Below are 16,411 nucleotides of genomic sequence, written 5' to 3' on the forward strand. Positions count from 1 at the left end.
CGCCGCCCCGCTGCCCCGCATGATCGCGGCGCAGGCGGCCCTGGAGACGAAGATGCTGCTGCGCAACGGCGAGCAGCTGCTGCTGACGGTCGTGATCCCCACCCTGATGCTGGTGCTGTTCGGGTCGGTGGACATCGTCGACACCGGTGAGGGCAAGGCCGTCGACTTCCTGGCACCCGGTGTCCTCGCGCTCGCCGTGATGTCGACGGCGTTCACCGGGCAGGCCATCGCCACCGGCTTCGAACGCCGCTACGGCGTCCTCAAGCGGCTGGCGGTCTCCCCGCTCCCCCGCTGGGGCCTGATGACCGCGAAGACGCTGTCGGTGCTGGTCACCGAGGTCCTCCAGGTCGTCCTGCTCACAGTGATCGCCTTCGCGATGGGCTGGTCCCCGCACGGCAACCCGTTCGCCGTCCTGCTGCTCCTGGTCCTCGGCACGGCGGCCTTCTCGGGCCTCGGTCTGCTGATGGCGGGCACGCTGAAGGCGGAGGCGACGCTCGCCGCCGCGAACCTCGTCTTCCTGCTGCTGCTCGTGGGCGGCGGCGTCGTGGTGCCGCTCGACAAGTTCCCGGACGCGGCGCAGAGCGTGCTCGGGCTGCTGCCGATCGCGGCGCTCTCCGACGGGCTGCGCGACGTCCTCCAGCACGGCGCCGGGATGCCGTGGGCGGACCTCGGCATCCTCGCGGTGTGGGCGGTGCTCGGGCTCGGCGCGGCCGCCCGGTTCTTCCGCTGGGAGTAAGGGCAGGTCACAGCGGTGGTCCGGGAGCGGTGCGCCCCCTCGTGAACGCGTGCACAAGCGGCGGCCTACCATGGTGCGCGTGCCGAACGTGACCCGCGACGACCTCGTCTCCGCAGCGCGCAACCCGCTCGCCTTCATCGCCGAACGCTGGACCCCCGATCCCCGGACGGTCCGGCGCGCGGCCCTGGCCGCCCTCGTCATGGCGGTGGTCATCGTGGTGACCGGCGGCGCCGTGCGACTGACCGGGTCGGGCCTCGGCTGCCCGACCTGGCCCAAGTGCACCGACGACTCACTCACCGCGACGCGCGAGATGGGCGTCCACGGTGTCATCGAGTTCGGCAATCGCATGCTGACGTACGTGCTGTGCGCGGCGGTCGGCTGGGCGATCATCGCCGCCCGCTCCCAAAGGCCGTACCGGCGCGATCTGACCCGGCTGGGCTGGACGCAGTTCTGGGTGGTCATGGGCAACGCGGTCCTCGGCGGCATCGTCGTGCTGGTCGGCCTCAACCCGTACACGGTGGCCGCGCACTTCCTGCTGTCGACCGCGCTCATCGCCGTCGCCGCCGTGATGTGGCACCGCACCCGGGAGGGTGAGGGGGCCCCGCGTCCGCTGGTCGGCACGGCGGTGCGGCAGCTGGTGTGGATCCTGGTGGGAGTCACCGTGCTGCTGATCGCGGTCGGCACGGTCGTCACCGGCGCGGGGCCGCACGCCGGTGACTCCAGCGAGGTCGAGCGCATCCCGCTGAACTGGGAGACGGTCACCAAGCTGCACGCCGTGCTCGCCTGGATCGTGGTGACGCTGACCTTCGCCCTGTGGTTCGTCCTCAAGGCGGTCGACGCGCCCCGCGACCCGCTGCGCCGGACCCGGGACCTGTTCCTGGTCCTGCTCGCGCAGGGCGTCATCGGCTACGTCCAGTACTTCACCGACCTCCCCGAGGTCCTGGTGGGCGCCCATATGCTCGGCTCCTGCCTCGTGTGGATCGCCACCCTGAGGGTCCTGCTGTCCCTGCGGGAGCGCCCGGCGGACGAGACGGACGTGCCGCTGCTGGCCCAGGCGGAGCGCCCGGTCGCGGCCCACGGCTGAGTCAGCCGTACGTCCGGACCAGGTCGTCGATCGCCGGGCCGAGGAACGCCCTGGTCAGCTCGCCGCGACGCGGCACCACGGGGGCGGGCTCCCGGTAGCGGCGCCGCCTGACGTCCTCGACCACCTCGCCGGGCGCGCCCAGCTCCGGCAGCAGCTCCAGCGCCTCCCGCTTGGAGATCAGCCGGCCGTCCCGCAGGGTGGCGGTGGCCCGGGCGTGGGTGAGCAGACCCAGGTCGACCCAGACGTCCCGCCGCCACAGGTGGGCCTTGTCGACCGCCGGCCGCCAGAAGTCCCGCTGGTCTCGTACGACGAAGGCGGCCAGGTCGACGTCCTGGACCGGGGGGAGCAGGGCCTCGGGCGGCTCTCCGTGCAGGACCACACCGAAGGTGCGCAGTTCACGACGGGTGACCGGGGTGACCGTCCGCCGGAACAGCTGCCCGTGCGCCCAGGTGAGGTGTCTGCGGCCGGGGTCGGACACGGTGTCGGGGGTCAGATAGGTGCAGTGGAGCAGATCGGCGAGCGGCTCGTGGCGCAGCCGCGCGTGCGACCGGGCCAGCCGCCATACCGTCCCGGCGGTGATCGGCCCGTCCAGGACGGCGATCAGGTCCAGATCGCTGCGGCCCTCTTGGTAGTCGCCCCCGCCGAGCGAACCGTGGGCCCACACGGCGAGCGGGTCCGGGCCGCCGCGCAGCCCGTCGACGAAGCGGCGGAGGAGGGCGGCGGTCGCGCCGGCGGAGTCCGGCAGCGCGCGTAAGGCGGCGGTGGGGGTCGGGTCGCTGCGTGTCATACGGGCCAGTCTGTCCGGTCCGGGTCCGGCTCACTCCAGTCCGTACACCCGCCGCGCGTTGTCCGCCGCGATCAGTGCGGCCACGCGTTGGGCGTCCGTCAGGGACCAGGCGCCCTCCGCGACCCAGGTGCCCAGGACCCGGGCTAGGGCCTCGCGGAAGAGGCGGGCGCCGACGACGTGCAGCTCGGGCAGGCCGTGGGCGCCGCTGGAGAACAGGAGCTTGCCGAAGGGGGCGAGTTCGAGGACCTCGGCGAGCACGGCGGGGGCCCGCGCCCCGGTGCGGACGAGCTCGGCGCCGAGGTCGGCGTAGACGTGCGGGAAGACACCGGCGAGGTGGGCGGCGTGGCGGTGGTACGGGTAGCCGTGCAGCAGGACCAGGTCGGTGCCGAGGCCGGCCGTGGCGCGGACGAAGTCGGTGAGCAGGACGGGATCCGTGCGGTCGATGCGCAGGCCGGGCTCGCCGAGGCCGGCGTGGAGCTGGACGGGACGCCCGGAGGCGATGGCGATCCACAGCAGATGGCGCAGGAGCACCTGGTCGGTGAGGGTCCCGCCGACGGACCGGTGCCCGAGCCAGCGTCCGGCGGCTCCCCGCACCTCCCCGGGGCCGGGCGGCTCGGGTGCGAGCGCCAGACCGTGCCGTACGCCCGCCACCGACGCGAAGGCCACGGCGTGCGCGGCGGCCCCGTGCACCGACTCGGCGAGATTGGCGAGGAACGACTCCACGGTGCCGGAGGTGTCGGCCACCTGTTCGGCGAGGAGTTCGAGCCGGACGATCTCGTGTGCGTCCGCGTCGCCCGTGGTGGCCATCTCGCCGGGCCCGGTGAGGTCGCCGGGCAGCCCCGTGTCGACGAGGTAGGTGGTGATGCCGCTGCCCCGCAGCAGTCGGCGGCCCGCCTCCAGGACGCCCAGTTCACGGCGGCGGGCGAGATAGCGGGCCGGTGGGCAGTGCGGTTCGAGGCCCAGCAGGGGCGGGCACCAGCGGCGCACGGCGAAGCCGGTCTGGGTGTCGAAGTAGGTGGTGCCGGGCGCCGGTGGTCCCTCACCGCGGGAGAGGTGGGCCTCGAACGTGCCGAGGCCCAGCTCCGTTCTCAGTACGCCGTGGCAGTACTGGTCCACGAGGGACGGCGTTTCGATCATCCGGACTCCCCGTCGCTGGACCGGTGTGCTCCCACAGGTCCTAACGGGTGAGTCGGGCTCAGGTGTTGCTGTTGGCCGGTCCCCCGACCTGGATTCCGGCCATCCGTGACCACTCGTACGGGCCGGTGCGCACCTTGGCGGCGAACTCGCCGTCGAAGTCCTCGTGCACGGTGACGCCGGCCTTGCGCACGGCCTCCTCGGCGATGGCGTGGGTGGGGGCGACGAGGTCGCCCCAGCCGCCGTCCTCGCCCACGAGGACGATGCGGGAGCCGCGCTCGCCGATGTAGGCGACCTGGGCCTCGGCGCCGCGGTGCGCTGCCGCGAAGGAGCGGATCTGCTTGGCGAGCCGGGTCGCCTGGCGCTCGGCCTTGGCGGCCCGCTTGGCTTCCTTGGCCTCGTCTGCCTGCTTGGTGTCTGCCATGGACAGGATGTTACCGAGGGGTAGACCGGGCTGCGATGGTGGGGCCAGTGGGGTTGGCCACCCTCAGCGGAGGAAGGGGTCCACCGCCACGGCCACGAAGAGGAGGGAGACGTAGGTGATCGACCAGTGGAAGAGGCGCATCTCCTTGAGCTTGGCGCCGGTGACGCCGCTCTTCGCGCGGTTCTGGAGGGCGTGGGCCTCCCAGAGCCACCAGCCGCCGGTCACCAGGGCGACCGTCGTGTAGAACCAGCCGGTGTAGCCGAGGGGGGTCAGCAGGAGGGAGACGGCGACCATCACCCAGCTGTAGAGGACGATCTGGCGGGCGACGACCCTGTTGGAGGCGATCACCGGCAGCATGGGCACGCCGACGCGGGCGTAGTCGTCCTTCACCTTCATGGACAGCGGCCAGTAGTGCGGCGGGGTCCAGAAGAAGATGACCAGGAAGAGGATCATCGCGGCCCAGGACATCGAGTCGGTCACCGCGGACCAGCCGATGAGGACCGGCATGCAGCCGGCGATGCCGCCCCACACGATGTTCTGCGCCGTACGCCGTTTGAGGATCATCGTGTAGACGACGACGTAGAAGAGGAGCGCTCCGAGCGACAGCCAGGCGGACAGCCAGTTGACGAGGACGCCGAACCAGGCGGTGGAGACGACGGCGAGGGTGATGCCGAAGACCAGGCCCTCACGCGGGGTGACCATGCCGGTGACGAGGGGGCGCTGCGAGGTGCGCTCCATGAGGGCGTCGATGTCACGGTCGATGTACATGTTGAGCGCGTTGGCGCCGCCCGCGGAGAGGTAGCCGCCGATACAGGTGGCGAGCACCAGCCAGAGGTCGGGCACGCCCTGCTCCGCGAGGAACATCACCGGAACGGTGGTGATCAGCAGCAGTTCGATGATCCTCGGCTTGGTGAGGGCCACGAACGCCTTGACGCGGGCCCCGAACGGCCGCTGACCCCGGATGCTGCTCGTGCTGTTCGCGCCCAGCTCCCCCATGGCCTTAAGGGCATGGGCGGTGCCCCCACCCGGTGGACGGGATTCGACGGCCGTCACGCACACCCCTGACAGAGACTCCCAGCGAGCACCACGGATGTGAACTCCCCGTAACGGCTCGCGCGTACCACGCCACTGTAGACGTTGCCCAGAGCCAGCCTTTCAACGGGGTCGGGTCGTGTTGGACGGCGTGCCCGGACGAGCCGAACACACTTCGGTTGAGCAGTCGGATGAGCGGCTGCGTATTCAGATGTCGAGCGATCGAACCGGCTGGTCTCACCATGCGGAACGACCGGTCGGGAGGCGGATCCGGGACGGTCCCGGCAGTCTGGAATGACTCGAAAAAATGCGCGTTGTCACAGGGGTAGGCTCGACTGCGGCCGGCGCCCCGAGAACGCCGGCACCGGACATGTGAGAGGAGCCCTGACCCAGGGTGAGCACCAAGCCGACCACTACAGACCTCGCGTGGACCGAGTTGGACCAGCGGGCCGTCGACACCGCACGCGTCCTGGCCGCCGACGCCGTACAGAAGGTCGGCAACGGCCATCCCGGTACGGCCATGAGCCTCGCGCCCGCCGCGTACACCCTCTTCCAGAAGGTGATGCGCCACGACCCCGCCGACCCGGACTGGGTGGGCCGTGACCGGTTCGTCCTGTCCGCCGGCCACTCCTCCCTGACGCTGTACATCCAGCTGTACCTGGGCGGCTTCGGTCTGGAGCTGGAGGACCTGGAGTCCTTCCGCACCTGGGGCTCGAAGACGCCGGGCCACCCCGAGTACGGGCACACCAAGGGTGTGGAGACGACGACCGGGCCGCTCGGCCAGGGTGTCGCCAACGCCGTCGGCATGGCCATGGCCGCCCGCTACGAGCGCGGTCTGTTCGACCCGGAGGCCGCCACCGGCGAGTCGCCGTTCGACCACCACATCTTCGTGATCGCCGGTGACGGGTGCCTCCAGGAGGGCATCTCCGCCGAGGCGTCGTCGCTGGCCGGGCACCAGAAGCTCGGCAACCTGATCATGCTGTGGGACGACAACCACATCTCGATCGAGGGCGACACCGAGACTGCCGTCTCCGAGGACACCGCCAAGCGGTACGAGGCGTACGGCTGGCATGTGCAGCGGGTGGAGCCCAAGGAGGACGGCGACCTCGACCCGGCCGCGCTGTTCGAGGCGATCGAGACCGCGAAGGCCGTCACCGACAGGCCGTCGTTCATCGCGATGCGCTCCATCATCGCCTGGCCCGCCCCGAACGCGCAGAACACCGAGGCCGCGCACGGCTCGGCACTCGGCGAGGACGAGGTCGCGGCCACCAAGCGGGTCCTGGGCTTCGACCCGGAGAAGCACTTCGAGGTCACCGACGAGGTCATCGCGCACACGCGTGGCCTGGGCGACCGCGGCCAGGCGGCCCGCGCCGTGTGGGAGAAGTCGTACCAGCAGTGGCGGGACAACAACCCCGAGCGCGCCGCCGAGTACGAGCGCGTCGCGGCCGGTGAGCTGCCCGAGGGCTGGGAGTCGCACCTGCCGGTGTTCGAGGAGGGCAAGGGTGTCGCCACCCGTGCCGCGTCCGGCAAGGTGCTCCAGGCGCTCGGCGCGGTCATCCCCGAGCTGTGGGGCGGCTCCGCCGACCTCGCCGGCTCGAACAACACCACGATCGACAAGACGTCGTCGTTCCTCCCGGCGGACAACCCGCTGCCCGAGGCCAACCCCTACGGCCGCACCATCCACTTCGGCATCCGCGAGCACGCCATGGCCGCCGAGATGAACGGCATCGCGCTGCACGGCAACACCCGTATCTTCGGCGGCACCTTCCTGGTGTTCTCCGACTACATGCGCAACGCCGTCCGGCTCTCCGCGCTGATGCACCTGCCGGTGACGTACGTGTGGACGCACGACTCCATCGGTCTCGGCGAGGACGGCCCCACCCACCAGCCGGTCGAACACCTGGCCTCGCTGCGCGCCATCCCCGGTCTGAACGTCGTCCGTCCGGCCGACGCCAACGAGACGGCGATCGCCTGGCGCGAGATCCTCAAGCGCTGGACGAAGGAGTGGGGCAAGGGCGCTCCGCACGGCCTCGCGCTGACCCGTCAGGGCGTACCGACGTACGAGCCCAACGAGGGCGCGGCCAAGGGCGGTTACGTGCTCTTCGAGGCCGACGGCGGCGACGCCCAGGTCATTCTGATCGCGACCGGCTCCGAGGTGCACGTGGCCGTGGAGGCCCGCGAGCAGCTCCAGGCGCAGGGCGTGCCGACCCGTGTGGTGTCGATGCCCTCCGTCGAGTGGTTCGAGGAGCAGGACCAGGGGTACCGGGACAGCGTCCTGCCGCCGTCCGTCAAGGCACGTGTCGCCGTCGAGGCCGGGATCGGACTGACCTGGCACCGGTACGTCGGTGACGCCGGCCGCATCGTCTCGCTGGAGCACTTCGGCGCTTCGGCCGACGGCAAGGTGCTCTTCAAGGAGTTCGGCTTCACCGCGGAGAACGTGGCCGCCGCCGCGCGGGAATCGCTCGCGGCCGCCCAGCGCTGACGCTCACATACGACACGTAGGAGATGTAATTCCATGACAGACGCACTCAAGCGCCTCTCCGAGGAAGGCGTGGCGATCTGGCTGGACGACCTGTCGCGCAAGCGCATCACGTCCGGCAACCTCGCCGAGCTGATCGACCAGCAGCACGTCGTGGGCGTCACCACCAACCCTTCGATCTTCCAGAAGGCGATCTCCCAGGGTGACGGCTACGACCAGCAGCTGTCGGACCTCGCGGCCCGCAAGGTGACCGTCGAGGAGGCCATCCGCATGATCACGACGGCGGACGTCCGTGACGCCGCCGACATCCTGCGCCCCGTCTTCGACGCGACCGACGGCCAGGACGGCCGGGTCTCCATCGAGGTCGACCCCCGGCTGGCCCACAACACCAAGGCGACGGTCGCCGAGGCCAAGCAGCTCGCCTGGCTGGTGGACCGCCCCAACACCCTGATCAAGATCCCGGCGACGATGGGCGGCCTGCCGGCCATCACCGAGGTCATCGGCCTCGGCATCAGCGTCAACGTCACGCTGATCTTCTCGCTGGAGCGCTACCGCCAGGTGATGGACGCCTACCTGGCCGGACTGGAGAAGGCCAAGGAGCGCGGCCTCGACCTGTCGAAGATCCACTCGGTGGCGTCGTTCTTCGTGTCCCGCGTGGACACCGAGATCGACAAGCGCCTCGACGCGCAGGGCACGCCCGAGGCCAAGGCCGCGCGCGGCAAGGCCGGCGTCGCCAACGCGCGCCTCGCCTACCAGGCGTACGAGGAGGTCTTCAGCGGCGAGCGCTGGGCGGCCCTGGAGAGCGCGGGCGCGAACAAGCAGCGTCCGCTGTGGGCCTCGACCGGCGTCAAGGACCCGGCGTACAAGCCCACCCTGTACGTCGACGAGCTGGTGGCTCCGAACACGGTGAACACCATGCCGGAGGCCACCCTGGAGGCCACCGCGGACAGCGGTGAGATCCGCGGCGACGCGGTCGCCGGGACGTACGAGCAGGCCCGTGCCGAGCTGGACGCGGTCGAGAAGCTCGGCATCTCGTACGACGAGGTCGTCCAGCTGCTGGAGGACGAGGGCGTCGAGAAGTTCGAGGCGTCCTGGAACGACCTGCTCAAGTCGACCGAGGCGGAGCTGAAGCGCCTCGCACCCTCGGAGGGCTGAACACCTTGTCGAGCAGCAATCCGCTGCGTGACGCCGCGGACCGACGGCTCCCGCGTATCGCGGGGCCGTCGGGCCTGGTCATCTTCGGCGTCACAGGCGACTTGTCACGCAAGAAGCTGATGCCTGCCGTGTACGACCTCGCCAACCGCGGACTGCTGCCGCCGGGCTTCTCGCTCGTCGGTTTCGCGCGCCGTGAATGGGCGCACGAGGACTTCGCGCAGGAGGTCCACGACGCGGTCAAGGAGCATGCCCGCACCCCCTTCCGCGAGGAGGTCTGGCAGCAGCTCATCCAGGGCATGCGGTTCGTCCAGGGCACCTTCGACGACGACGTGTCGTTCGAGCGGCTGCGCGACACGATCCAGGAGCTGGACAAGGCGCAGGGCACCGGTGGCAACTTCGCCTTCTACCTCTCCGTACCGCCGTCCGCGTTCCCGGTCGTGATCCAGCAGCTGAAGAAGCACGGGCTGGCCGACCAGTCGAGCGGTTCCTGGCGGCGCGCGGTCATCGAGAAGCCCTTCGGCCACGACCTGAAGTCGGCCGAGGAGCTCAACGCGATCGTCCACGAGGTCTTCGCCCCGGACCAGGTCTTCCGCATCGACCACTACCTGGGCAAGGAGACGGTCCAGAACATCCTGGCGCTCCGGTTCGCCAACACGATGTTCGAGCCGATCTGGAACCGGTCCTTCGTGGACCATGTGCAGATCACCATGGCCGAGGACATCGGCATCGGTGGCCGCGCCGGCTACTACGACGGCATCGGCGCCGCCCGTGACGTCATCCAGAACCACCTGCTCCAGCTGATGGCGCTGACCGCGATGGAGGAGCCGGCCTCCTTCGACGCGGACGCGCTCGCGGCGGAGAAGACCAAGGTCCTCGGCGCGGTACGGCTGCCGCGGGACCTCGGCCGGGACACCGTGTTCGCGCAGTACGCGGCCGGCTGGCAGGGCGGCGAGAAGGTCATCGGCTACCTCGAAGAGGACGGCATCGACCGCAAGTCGAAGACCGACACGTACGCCGCGATCAAGGTGGAGGTCGACAACCGCCGCTGGGCGGGTGTGCCGTTCTATCTGCGGACCGGCAAGCGCCTCGGCCGCCGGGTGACCGAGATCGCCGTGGTCTTCCAGCGGGCGCCCCACTCCCCCTTCGACTCCACCGCCACCGAGGAACTCGGCCAGAACGCGATCGTCATCCGCGTCCAGCCCGACGAGGGCGTCACCGTCCGCTTCGGCTCCAAGGTGCCCGGCACCTCGATGGAGATCCGGGACGTGTCGATGGACTTCGCGTACGGCGAGTCGTTCACGGAGTCCAGCCCCGAGGCGTACGAGCGGCTGATCCTCGACGTCCTGCTCGGTGACTCGAACCTCTTCCCGCGCACAGAGGAGGTCGAGCTGTCCTGGAAGATCCTCGACCCGATCGAGGAGTACTGGGACAAGCACGGCAGGCCCGCCCAGTACCAGGCCGGTACCTGGGGCCCCGTCGAGGCGGACGAGATGCTCGAACGAGACGGACGGAGCTGGCGCCGGCCATGAAGACAGACCTCACGGACACCACCGCCAGCAAGATCAACAAGGCGCTCGTCAAGGCGCGCCGCGCGATCGGCACGCCGGCCGTGGGCATGGTGCTCACGCTGGTCATCGTCACGGACGAGGAGAACGCGTACGACGCGCTGAAGGCCGCGAACGACGCGTCCCGCGAGCATCCCTCGCGCACGCTCGTGGTCATCAAGCGGGTCTCGCGCGGTCCCCGGGACCGGACGAAGTCCCGCCTCGACGCCGAGGTGCGGGTGGGCGCCGACGCGGGCGCCGGCGAGACGGTCGTCCTCCGGCTGTACGGCGAGGTCGCGGACCACGCCCAGTCGGTGGTGCTGCCGCTGCTGCTGCCGGACGCGCCGGTCGTGGTGTGGTGGCCGGTCACCGCGCCGCTCGACCCGGCCCGTGATCCGCTGGGCGCGCTCGCCCAGCGGCGGGTCACCGACAGCTACTCCGCCGAGAAGCCGATCGACGAGCTGCGGGCCCGCGCCGACAACTACGAGCCCGGCGACACGGATCTCGCCTGGACGCGGATCACCCCGTGGCGTTCCATGCTGGCGGCCGCGCTCGACCAGGTGGACTGCGAGGTCATCTCCGCGGAGGTGCACGGCGAGCAGTACAACCCGAGCGTGGAGCTGCTGGCGATGTGGCTCGCGGACCGGCTGCACGTCCATGTGCGGCGCGGGGTGTCGGCGGGCCCCGGCCTGAACGAGGTGCGGATGCTGACCAGCACCGGCCCCATCCGGCTGTACCGGCCCTCCGGCGGTCTCGCCCTCCTCACGCTGGAGGACCAGCCGGACCGGGCGGTGGCGCTCAAGCGCCGCGAGACGTCCGAGCTGCTGGCGGAGGAACTGCGCCGACTGGACCCGGACGACACGTACGCCTCGGCGCTGCGGTTCGGGGTGGACCGGCTGGGCGGCTCCACGGGGAGCGCGCTGCCGGGCGGGACGACGTCCGAGACGACGCCTGCTTCGGCGTCGGCGTCGGCTTCGGCGTCGGCGTCGGCGTCGGCCGGGGGCGTGGCTTCTTCGGGAGGCGCAGGGTCGGCCCTGTCCTTGGGAGGCGGGTCGTCCTCGGTGGCGGACACCTCGCGTGCGGACACGGCTTCGACGGCCGCTTCCGGTTCGGCTTCTGCGTCCGCTTCGGCTTCTACGTCCGCTTCGGCTTCTGCGTCCGCTTCGCTGGCTCTGCCGGCGTTGGCGGCCGGTGGTGACGGCGACGGCGACGGCGAGCGGCCCACGCCGGCGCAGATGCCGCCCGTGAAGAAGGCGGCCTCGAGTTGAGTACTCCTCAGCTGGTCGTGCACCGCGACAAGGAGCTGATGGCGCAGGCGGCGGCCGCCCGGTTGATCACCAAGGTCGTGGACGCGCAGGCCTCGCGCGGCTACGCCTCGGTGGTCCTCACCGGTGGCCGCAACGGCAACGGTCTGCTCGCCGCGCTGGCGGCGGCGCCCGCGCGGGACGCCGTCGACTGGGGCCGGCTGGACCTGTGGTGGGGTGACGAGCGGTTCCTGCCCGAGGGCGACCCCGAGCGGAACGTCACCCAGGCGAGGGAGGCGCTGCTGGACTCGGTGCCGCTGGACCCGAAGCGGGTGCACGCGATGCCCGCGTCGGACGGGCCATGGGGCACCGATGTGGACTCGGCGGCCGCCGCGTACGCGGAGGAGCTCGCGCGGGCGGCCGGGCCGGAGAACCACGGCTCGGTGCCGACGTTCGACGTGCTGATGCTGGGCGTCGGCCCCGACACGCATGTGGCGTCGCTGTTCCCGGAACTGCCGGCCGTACGGGAGACCGAGCGGACGGTGGTCGGGGTGCGGGGAGCGCCGAAGCCCCCGCCCACCCGGGTCACCCTGACGTTGCCGGCGATCCGCTCGGCGCGCGAGGTGTGGCTGCTGGCGGCCGGCGAGGACAAGGCGAGGGCGGCTGCCATCGGTCTGTCCGGCGCCGGTGAGATCCAGGCGCCGGTCGCGGGCGCGTACGGAAGGTCCCGCACGCTGTGGCTCCTGGACGCGGCGGCGGCGTCCCAGCTTCCCCGCTCGCTGTACCCGCCGGCGTCTCCCTGAGGGACACGGTTCCCCGCGCCCCTGAAGGCGCACAGCACGGGGCGCGGCCCCTGCTGTGCGAGGGGCGCGGGGAACCGCGCGATCGACCACGAACCACCGTCAGACGGCGAAGTCCCCCTCCCGCGTCTCCGGCAGGGCCGCCACGCACGCCGAACTGACCAGGCACAACCCACCCGAGTAGAAGCCCAGCACCAGTGGCGACGACCACTGGCTGTTCAGCCACGTCGCGACGAGCGGCGCGAACCCGCCCCCGAGTGTGTTGGCGAGGATGAACGCCGCGGACGCCCCGGTGTACCGCAGCCGTGCCGGGAACAGCTCCGCGAGGAACGCCGCCATCGGCGAGAACATCAGCGCGAGCAGCATCAGCCCCACCCCGTACGCCCCGGTGATGAGCAGCGCGTTCCGTGAGCTGAGCGACGCGTACATCGGTACCGCCCACAGCACGGACCCGGTCGCGCCCGTGAGCATGAGGGGCCGCCGTCCGATCCGGTCGGCGAGGCGGGCGACGGGCAGGGTGATCGCGATTCCGGCCGCCGCCCCGACGCTCGCGGCCGTCAGCATCGTGTTCTGCGGGATGCCGAGCGTCCTGGGTCCGTAGGACAGGCTGTAGACGATCGTGAGGTAGTAGACGGCCGAGCCGCCGATCGCCGCGCCGGTGCCGAGCAGCAGCCGGCCGGGGTGCCGGGCGAGGAGCGTGCCGAGCGGGAAACGGGACGCCGGGGACGGGGCCGGCTGGGCGGGCCGGTCCGTGTACGCCCACGCCGGTGTGCGTGTGCCCCCGCCGGTCTCCTCCTTGAACACGGGTGACTCGGCGACCGTCGTACGCACCCACAGGCCCACCATGACGAGAACGGCGCTGAGCAGGAACGGGATCCGCCAGGCCCAGTCGGTGAAACCGTCCCGGCCGACGAGGTCGAGGGTGGGGACGATGACGGCGCTGGAGAGCAGGAAGCCGAGCGACGGCCCGATGTTGGGGACGGCCGCGTACAGCGCGCGGCGGCCGGGCGGGGCTTGCTCGGCGGCCAGCAGGACCGCTCCGCCCCATTCGCCGCCCATGCTGACGCCCTGCGACAGACGGAGCGTCACCAGGAGGACCGGGGCGAGGAGTCCGGCGGTCCCGTAGGTGGGCAGCAGGCCCACGCCGACCGTCGCGACGCCCATCAGCAGCAGGGAGGCGACCAGGGCGCGGCGCCTGCCGAGCCGGTCCCCGATCGTGCCGAAGAGGACGACGCCGAGGGGGCGGGAGACGAAGGCCGCGGCGAAGGTGAGGAACGCGGCGAGGGTGGAGACCGTGGCGTTGCCCGAGGGGAAGAAGGCCGGGCCGAGGACGAGCGCGGAGGCGGTGCCGTACACGGCGAAGTCGTAGTACTCGATCGTCGTGCCGATGAGGCTCGCGACGGCGACCTTCGGCGCCGTGGACCGCTGCGAGTCGGACGGTAAGGCGACTTGTTCACCACCCCCGGCCTCGGTGACGGGCTTTGCGGGGGATTCGGGCATGGGGGGCTCACTTCCGGTACGCCCGGACATGAATGGTCCGAGTCCATGGGGGACGGCCACGCATGTAACACGAATCGGAGTGCGACTGTCACCCTAGGTCGGGAAAATCGATTTCCACAAATGAGCGTCCTACTACTCAGCCAAAACCACCCAGAGCGTACGTCACCGACCAGCTCACCACTTGCCGCATAACAACGCACGAACACCACTCGATGGAGGCGTCAACCCAGGGGCTACTGTCGATTCCCTGTCAATACTCATACAAACATCCACATAAAAATTTGCCGACCGTCACGCCTTGCCAATGGCCGATCACGCGCGAAATGCTGACGCGGGCAGAACTTTAAAGTTCTACGACCATCGTTTTTCGGACATGGAGAAAGGCTCTACACCCATGCTGAAAACTGGCAAGCCATTACGTCTCAGAAGACTTTCCCTCGTCGGCGACGATCGACACTTGCTCATACCGCTCGACCACAGTGTTTCGGACGGCCCGGTCGCCCCTCCGGGGCAATGGGAAGATCTCTTGCGCGCACTTGTGGCCGGCGGGGCCGATGGAATCATCGTCCACAAAGGGCGGGTTCGAAATCTTTCATCGGACATCCTCAAGAGCTGCGCGCTGGTGGTGCATCTGAGCGCCAGTACGGCGTGTTCCGCCGATGTCGACGCGAAGGTGCTGGTCGGCGATGTCGAGGAGGCGGTGGCCCTCGGCGCGGACGCGGTCAGCGTCCATGTGAACGTCGGCTCCGACACCGAAGGACGGCAGCTGGCCGACCTGGGAGCGGTGGCGCGTTCCTGCGACACCTGGGGCATGCCGCTGATCGCCATGGTCTATCCGCGCGGGCCCCGGATCGACAACCCGCACGACCCGGCCCTCCTCGCGCACATCGTCAATGTGGCCGCCGACCTGGGCGCCGACCTGGTGAAGACGTCCGTCGCCCTGCCGCTCGACCGGATGGCCGAGGTGGTGGCCCACAGCCCCATCCCCGTCCTCGCGGCCGGCGGCCCCCCGGACGGCTCCGATCTGATCGCGTACGGCACCGCCCTGATGGCCGCCGGCTGCCGTGGGCTCGCCGTCGGCCGACGCGTCTTCTCCTCCCCCTCCCCCACCGCCCTGGTGTCCCGGCTGGCCGCCGTCGTGCACGCGCAGACCAGCCCACCGGGTGGCATGAGCATGACTGATTCCCATCCCACCCACTACTCGACGATCGTGGCAGGTGTCGCATGAGATTCGCGTGGATCGATCTCCGTGAAGTCCCCCGTCCTCAGCTCCAGGCGGTGGTGGACGCGGCCGTCCACGCCCGGATGGCCGGAGTGGTCTCCTCGGACGCCGAACTGCTCGCCACGCTGCCCCCCACCGTCACCCGGGTCCTGGCCGCCGCGGACGACGCCCCGGCCGCCGTGCGGAAGCCGGGCGACAGGACCTCCGACAAGGCCGCCGAGAAGGGCGGCAAGGACGCGAAGGACGCCGGGAGCAAGTCGTCCGGGGCCACCGCGACCGGGCCCACCGCTACCGGGGCCACCGCGTCCGCGACCGACGCGGACACCGGGATCGACGTCCTGCTGCGGAAGTTCACCACCCAGGAGGAGCTGGACGCCCTCGCCGCGGCCCACCGTGCCGCCGCCGGCGCGTCCGGCGCTCCCGTCGCCGGATTCGTCGACGTCCGCGACGACCGCACCCTGCGGCTGTCCTGCGCGGGCGCGATGGCCCTGCCGTACACCGTGATCCACTTCGCCGACCCCACGAAGATCCCGCTGGAGATCGTGCTCGCGGCGGCCGAGTCCGCCGAGGGCAAACTGGTGACCGTGGTCGGCGACCTGGAGGAGGCCGCCATCGTCTTCGACGTCCTCGAACGCGGCTCCGACGGCATCCTCTACGCACCGCGCTCCGCCGACGAGGTCTTCGCGCTGGCCCGGCTGCTCCAGGCGTCCACCCCGCAGCTGGAGCTGTCGACGCTGACCGTGGAGAGCATCCGGCACGTCGGCCTCGGCGACCGGGTCTGCGTGGACACCTGCTCGCACTTCGAGGAGGACGAGGGCATCCTCGTCGGCTCCTACTCCTCCGGGTTCGTGCTCTGCTGCAGCGAGACCCACCCGCTGCCCTACATGCCGACCAGGCCGTTCCGGGTCAACGCCGGCGCCCTGCACTCGTACACGCTGGGCCCCGACAACCGCACCAGCTACCTCAGCGAGGTCGGCTCCGGCAGCACCCTGCTGGCGGTCGGCGCCGACGGCCGCACCCGGCGGGTCGTGGTGGGCCGCGCCAAGCTGGAGTCCCGGCCCCTGCTGGAGATCCGCACCCACGCCGAGGACGGACGGCTGGTCAGCCTGACCGTGCAGGACGACTGGCACGTGCGGGTGCTCGGCCCCGGCGGCAAGGTCCTCAACGTCACCGAACTCCGGGCGGGCGACGAACTGCTCGGCTACCTCGCGCAGGACAAGCGCCATGTGGGCCTGCCCATCGGCGAGTTCTGCAAGGAGGTCTGAGCCCC

Annotated in this window: 14 protein-coding genes; 9 read left to right on the top strand and 5 right to left on the bottom strand. The window is 70.9% G+C overall.

Features of this window, described 5'->3' with window-relative positions; translation table 11 throughout:
- Positions 1–19 precede the first annotated feature (19 nt).
- Positions 20–736, top strand: a complete 717-nt coding sequence (locus SMA5143A_RS07160) for an ABC transporter permease (RefSeq protein ID WP_258193443.1) — start codon at positions 20–22, stop codon at positions 734–736.
- 70 nt (positions 737–806) lie between these two features.
- The gene (locus SMA5143A_RS07165; RefSeq protein WP_107462067.1) at positions 807–1,820 is read left to right on the top strand and encodes a COX15/CtaA family protein; all 1,014 of its coding nucleotides are present in this window, start codon (positions 807–809) and stop codon (positions 1,818–1,820) included.
- Position 1,821: 1 nt separating this feature from the next.
- Here the strand turns inward: SMA5143A_RS07165 and SMA5143A_RS07170 are convergent, their stop codons facing one another.
- The 4 genes from SMA5143A_RS07170 to SMA5143A_RS07185 all read right to left on the bottom strand — a co-directional run bounded on the left by SMA5143A_RS07170 (position 1,822) and on the right by SMA5143A_RS07185 (position 5,218).
- Positions 1,822–2,607, bottom strand: a complete 786-nt coding sequence (locus SMA5143A_RS07170; protein WP_107462068.1) for a nucleotidyltransferase — start codon at positions 2,605–2,607, stop codon at positions 1,822–1,824.
- A 30-nt stretch (positions 2,608–2,637) separates the two neighbouring features.
- On the bottom strand, positions 2,638–3,744 hold the full coding sequence (locus SMA5143A_RS07175) for an amidohydrolase family protein (protein WP_107462069.1): 1,107 nt from the start codon (positions 3,742–3,744) through the stop codon (positions 2,638–2,640).
- 58 nt (positions 3,745–3,802) lie between these two features.
- On the bottom strand, positions 3,803–4,165 hold the full coding sequence (locus tag SMA5143A_RS07180) for a hypothetical protein (protein WP_055514941.1): 363 nt from the start codon (positions 4,163–4,165) through the stop codon (positions 3,803–3,805).
- A gap of 63 nt (positions 4,166–4,228) precedes the next feature.
- Positions 4,229–5,218, bottom strand: coding sequence for a heme o synthase (locus SMA5143A_RS07185; protein ID WP_375136465.1), 990 nt, complete (start codon positions 5,216–5,218; stop codon positions 4,229–4,231).
- A gap of 373 nt (positions 5,219–5,591) precedes the next feature.
- On the opposite strand from SMA5143A_RS07185, the gene tkt reads away from it, so the two are divergent.
- Genes tkt through pgl form a run of 5 tightly spaced genes read left to right on the top strand, consistent with a single transcriptional unit; the run spans position 5,592 to position 12,422 of the window.
- A complete protein-coding gene (tkt, locus tag SMA5143A_RS07190; protein WP_107462071.1) occupies positions 5,592–7,679 on the top strand; it encodes a transketolase in 2,088 nt (695 codons plus the stop codon).
- A 33-nt stretch (positions 7,680–7,712) separates the two neighbouring features.
- Positions 7,713–8,831, top strand: a complete 1,119-nt coding sequence (tal, locus tag SMA5143A_RS07195; RefSeq protein WP_055710868.1) for a transaldolase — start codon at positions 7,713–7,715, stop codon at positions 8,829–8,831.
- Positions 8,828–10,360, top strand: coding sequence for a glucose-6-phosphate dehydrogenase (zwf, locus tag SMA5143A_RS07200; RefSeq protein ID WP_308812029.1), 1,533 nt, complete (start codon positions 8,828–8,830; stop codon positions 10,358–10,360). Before tal ends, zwf begins: the two co-directional genes overlap by 4 nt.
- Positions 10,357–11,643 (top strand): glucose-6-phosphate dehydrogenase assembly protein OpcA, encoded by a 1,287-nt coding sequence (gene opcA, locus SMA5143A_RS07205; protein WP_107462072.1) that lies wholly within the window; start codon positions 10,357–10,359, stop codon positions 11,641–11,643. Before zwf ends, opcA begins: the two co-directional genes overlap by 4 nt.
- Positions 11,640–12,422 carry a 6-phosphogluconolactonase gene (pgl, locus tag SMA5143A_RS07210; protein ID WP_107462073.1) on the top strand — a complete coding sequence of 261 codons (783 nt, stop codon included), beginning with the start codon at positions 11,640–11,642 and terminating at the stop codon, positions 12,420–12,422. Before opcA ends, pgl begins: the two co-directional genes overlap by 4 nt.
- A 99-nt stretch (positions 12,423–12,521) precedes the next feature.
- On the opposite strand, the gene SMA5143A_RS07215 is transcribed toward pgl, so the two are convergent.
- A complete protein-coding gene (locus SMA5143A_RS07215; RefSeq protein ID WP_107462074.1) occupies positions 12,522–13,919 on the bottom strand; it encodes an MFS transporter in 1,398 nt (465 codons plus the stop codon).
- Positions 13,920–14,313: 394 nt separating this feature from the next.
- Here SMA5143A_RS07215 and SMA5143A_RS07220 point away from each other — a divergent pair, with 394 nt between their 5' ends.
- Together SMA5143A_RS07220 and SMA5143A_RS07225 are read left to right on the top strand one after the other, a co-directional pair.
- Entirely contained in the window at positions 14,314–15,147 is an 834-nt protein-coding gene (locus tag SMA5143A_RS07220; RefSeq protein WP_107462075.1) for a 2-amino-3,7-dideoxy-D-threo-hept-6-ulosonate synthase, read from the top strand.
- Positions 15,144–16,406, top strand: a complete 1,263-nt coding sequence (locus SMA5143A_RS07225) for a 3-dehydroquinate synthase II family protein (protein WP_107462076.1) — start codon at positions 15,144–15,146, stop codon at positions 16,404–16,406. The genes SMA5143A_RS07220 and SMA5143A_RS07225 overlap by 4 nt, the downstream gene beginning before the upstream one ends.
- Positions 16,407–16,411 lie beyond the last annotated feature (5 nt).

The organism is Streptomyces sp. MA5143a, assembly GCF_900290235.1.
Classification (GTDB): domain Bacteria; phylum Actinomycetota; class Actinomycetes; order Streptomycetales; family Streptomycetaceae; genus Streptomyces.

Coding starts and splice junctions, on each gene's coding strand:
- SMA5143A_RS07160 (WP_258193443.1), top strand. CDS start 20: ATGATCGCGGCGCAGGCGGCCCTGGAGACGAAGATGCTGCTGCGCAAC.
- SMA5143A_RS07175 (WP_107462069.1), bottom strand. CDS start 3,744: ATGATCGAAACGCCGTCCCTCGTGGACCAGTACTGCCACGGCGTACTG.
- SMA5143A_RS07220 (WP_107462075.1), top strand. CDS start 14,314: ATGCTGAAAACTGGCAAGCCATTACGTCTCAGAAGACTTTCCCTCGTC.
- SMA5143A_RS07225 (WP_107462076.1), top strand. CDS start 15,144: ATGAGATTCGCGTGGATCGATCTCCGTGAAGTCCCCCGTCCTCAGCTC.
- SMA5143A_RS07170 (WP_107462068.1), bottom strand. CDS start 2,607: ATGACACGCAGCGACCCGACCCCCACCGCCGCCTTACGCGCGCTGCCG.
- SMA5143A_RS07180 (WP_055514941.1), bottom strand. CDS start 4,165: ATGGCAGACACCAAGCAGGCAGACGAGGCCAAGGAAGCCAAGCGGGCC.
- opcA (WP_107462072.1), top strand. CDS start 10,357: ATGAAGACAGACCTCACGGACACCACCGCCAGCAAGATCAACAAGGCG.
- SMA5143A_RS07215 (WP_107462074.1), bottom strand. CDS start 13,919: ATGCCCGAATCCCCCGCAAAGCCCGTCACCGAGGCCGGGGGTGGTGAA.
- tal (WP_055710868.1), top strand. CDS start 7,713: ATGACAGACGCACTCAAGCGCCTCTCCGAGGAAGGCGTGGCGATCTGG.
- SMA5143A_RS07165 (WP_107462067.1), top strand. CDS start 807: ATGGTGCGCGTGCCGAACGTGACCCGCGACGACCTCGTCTCCGCAGCG.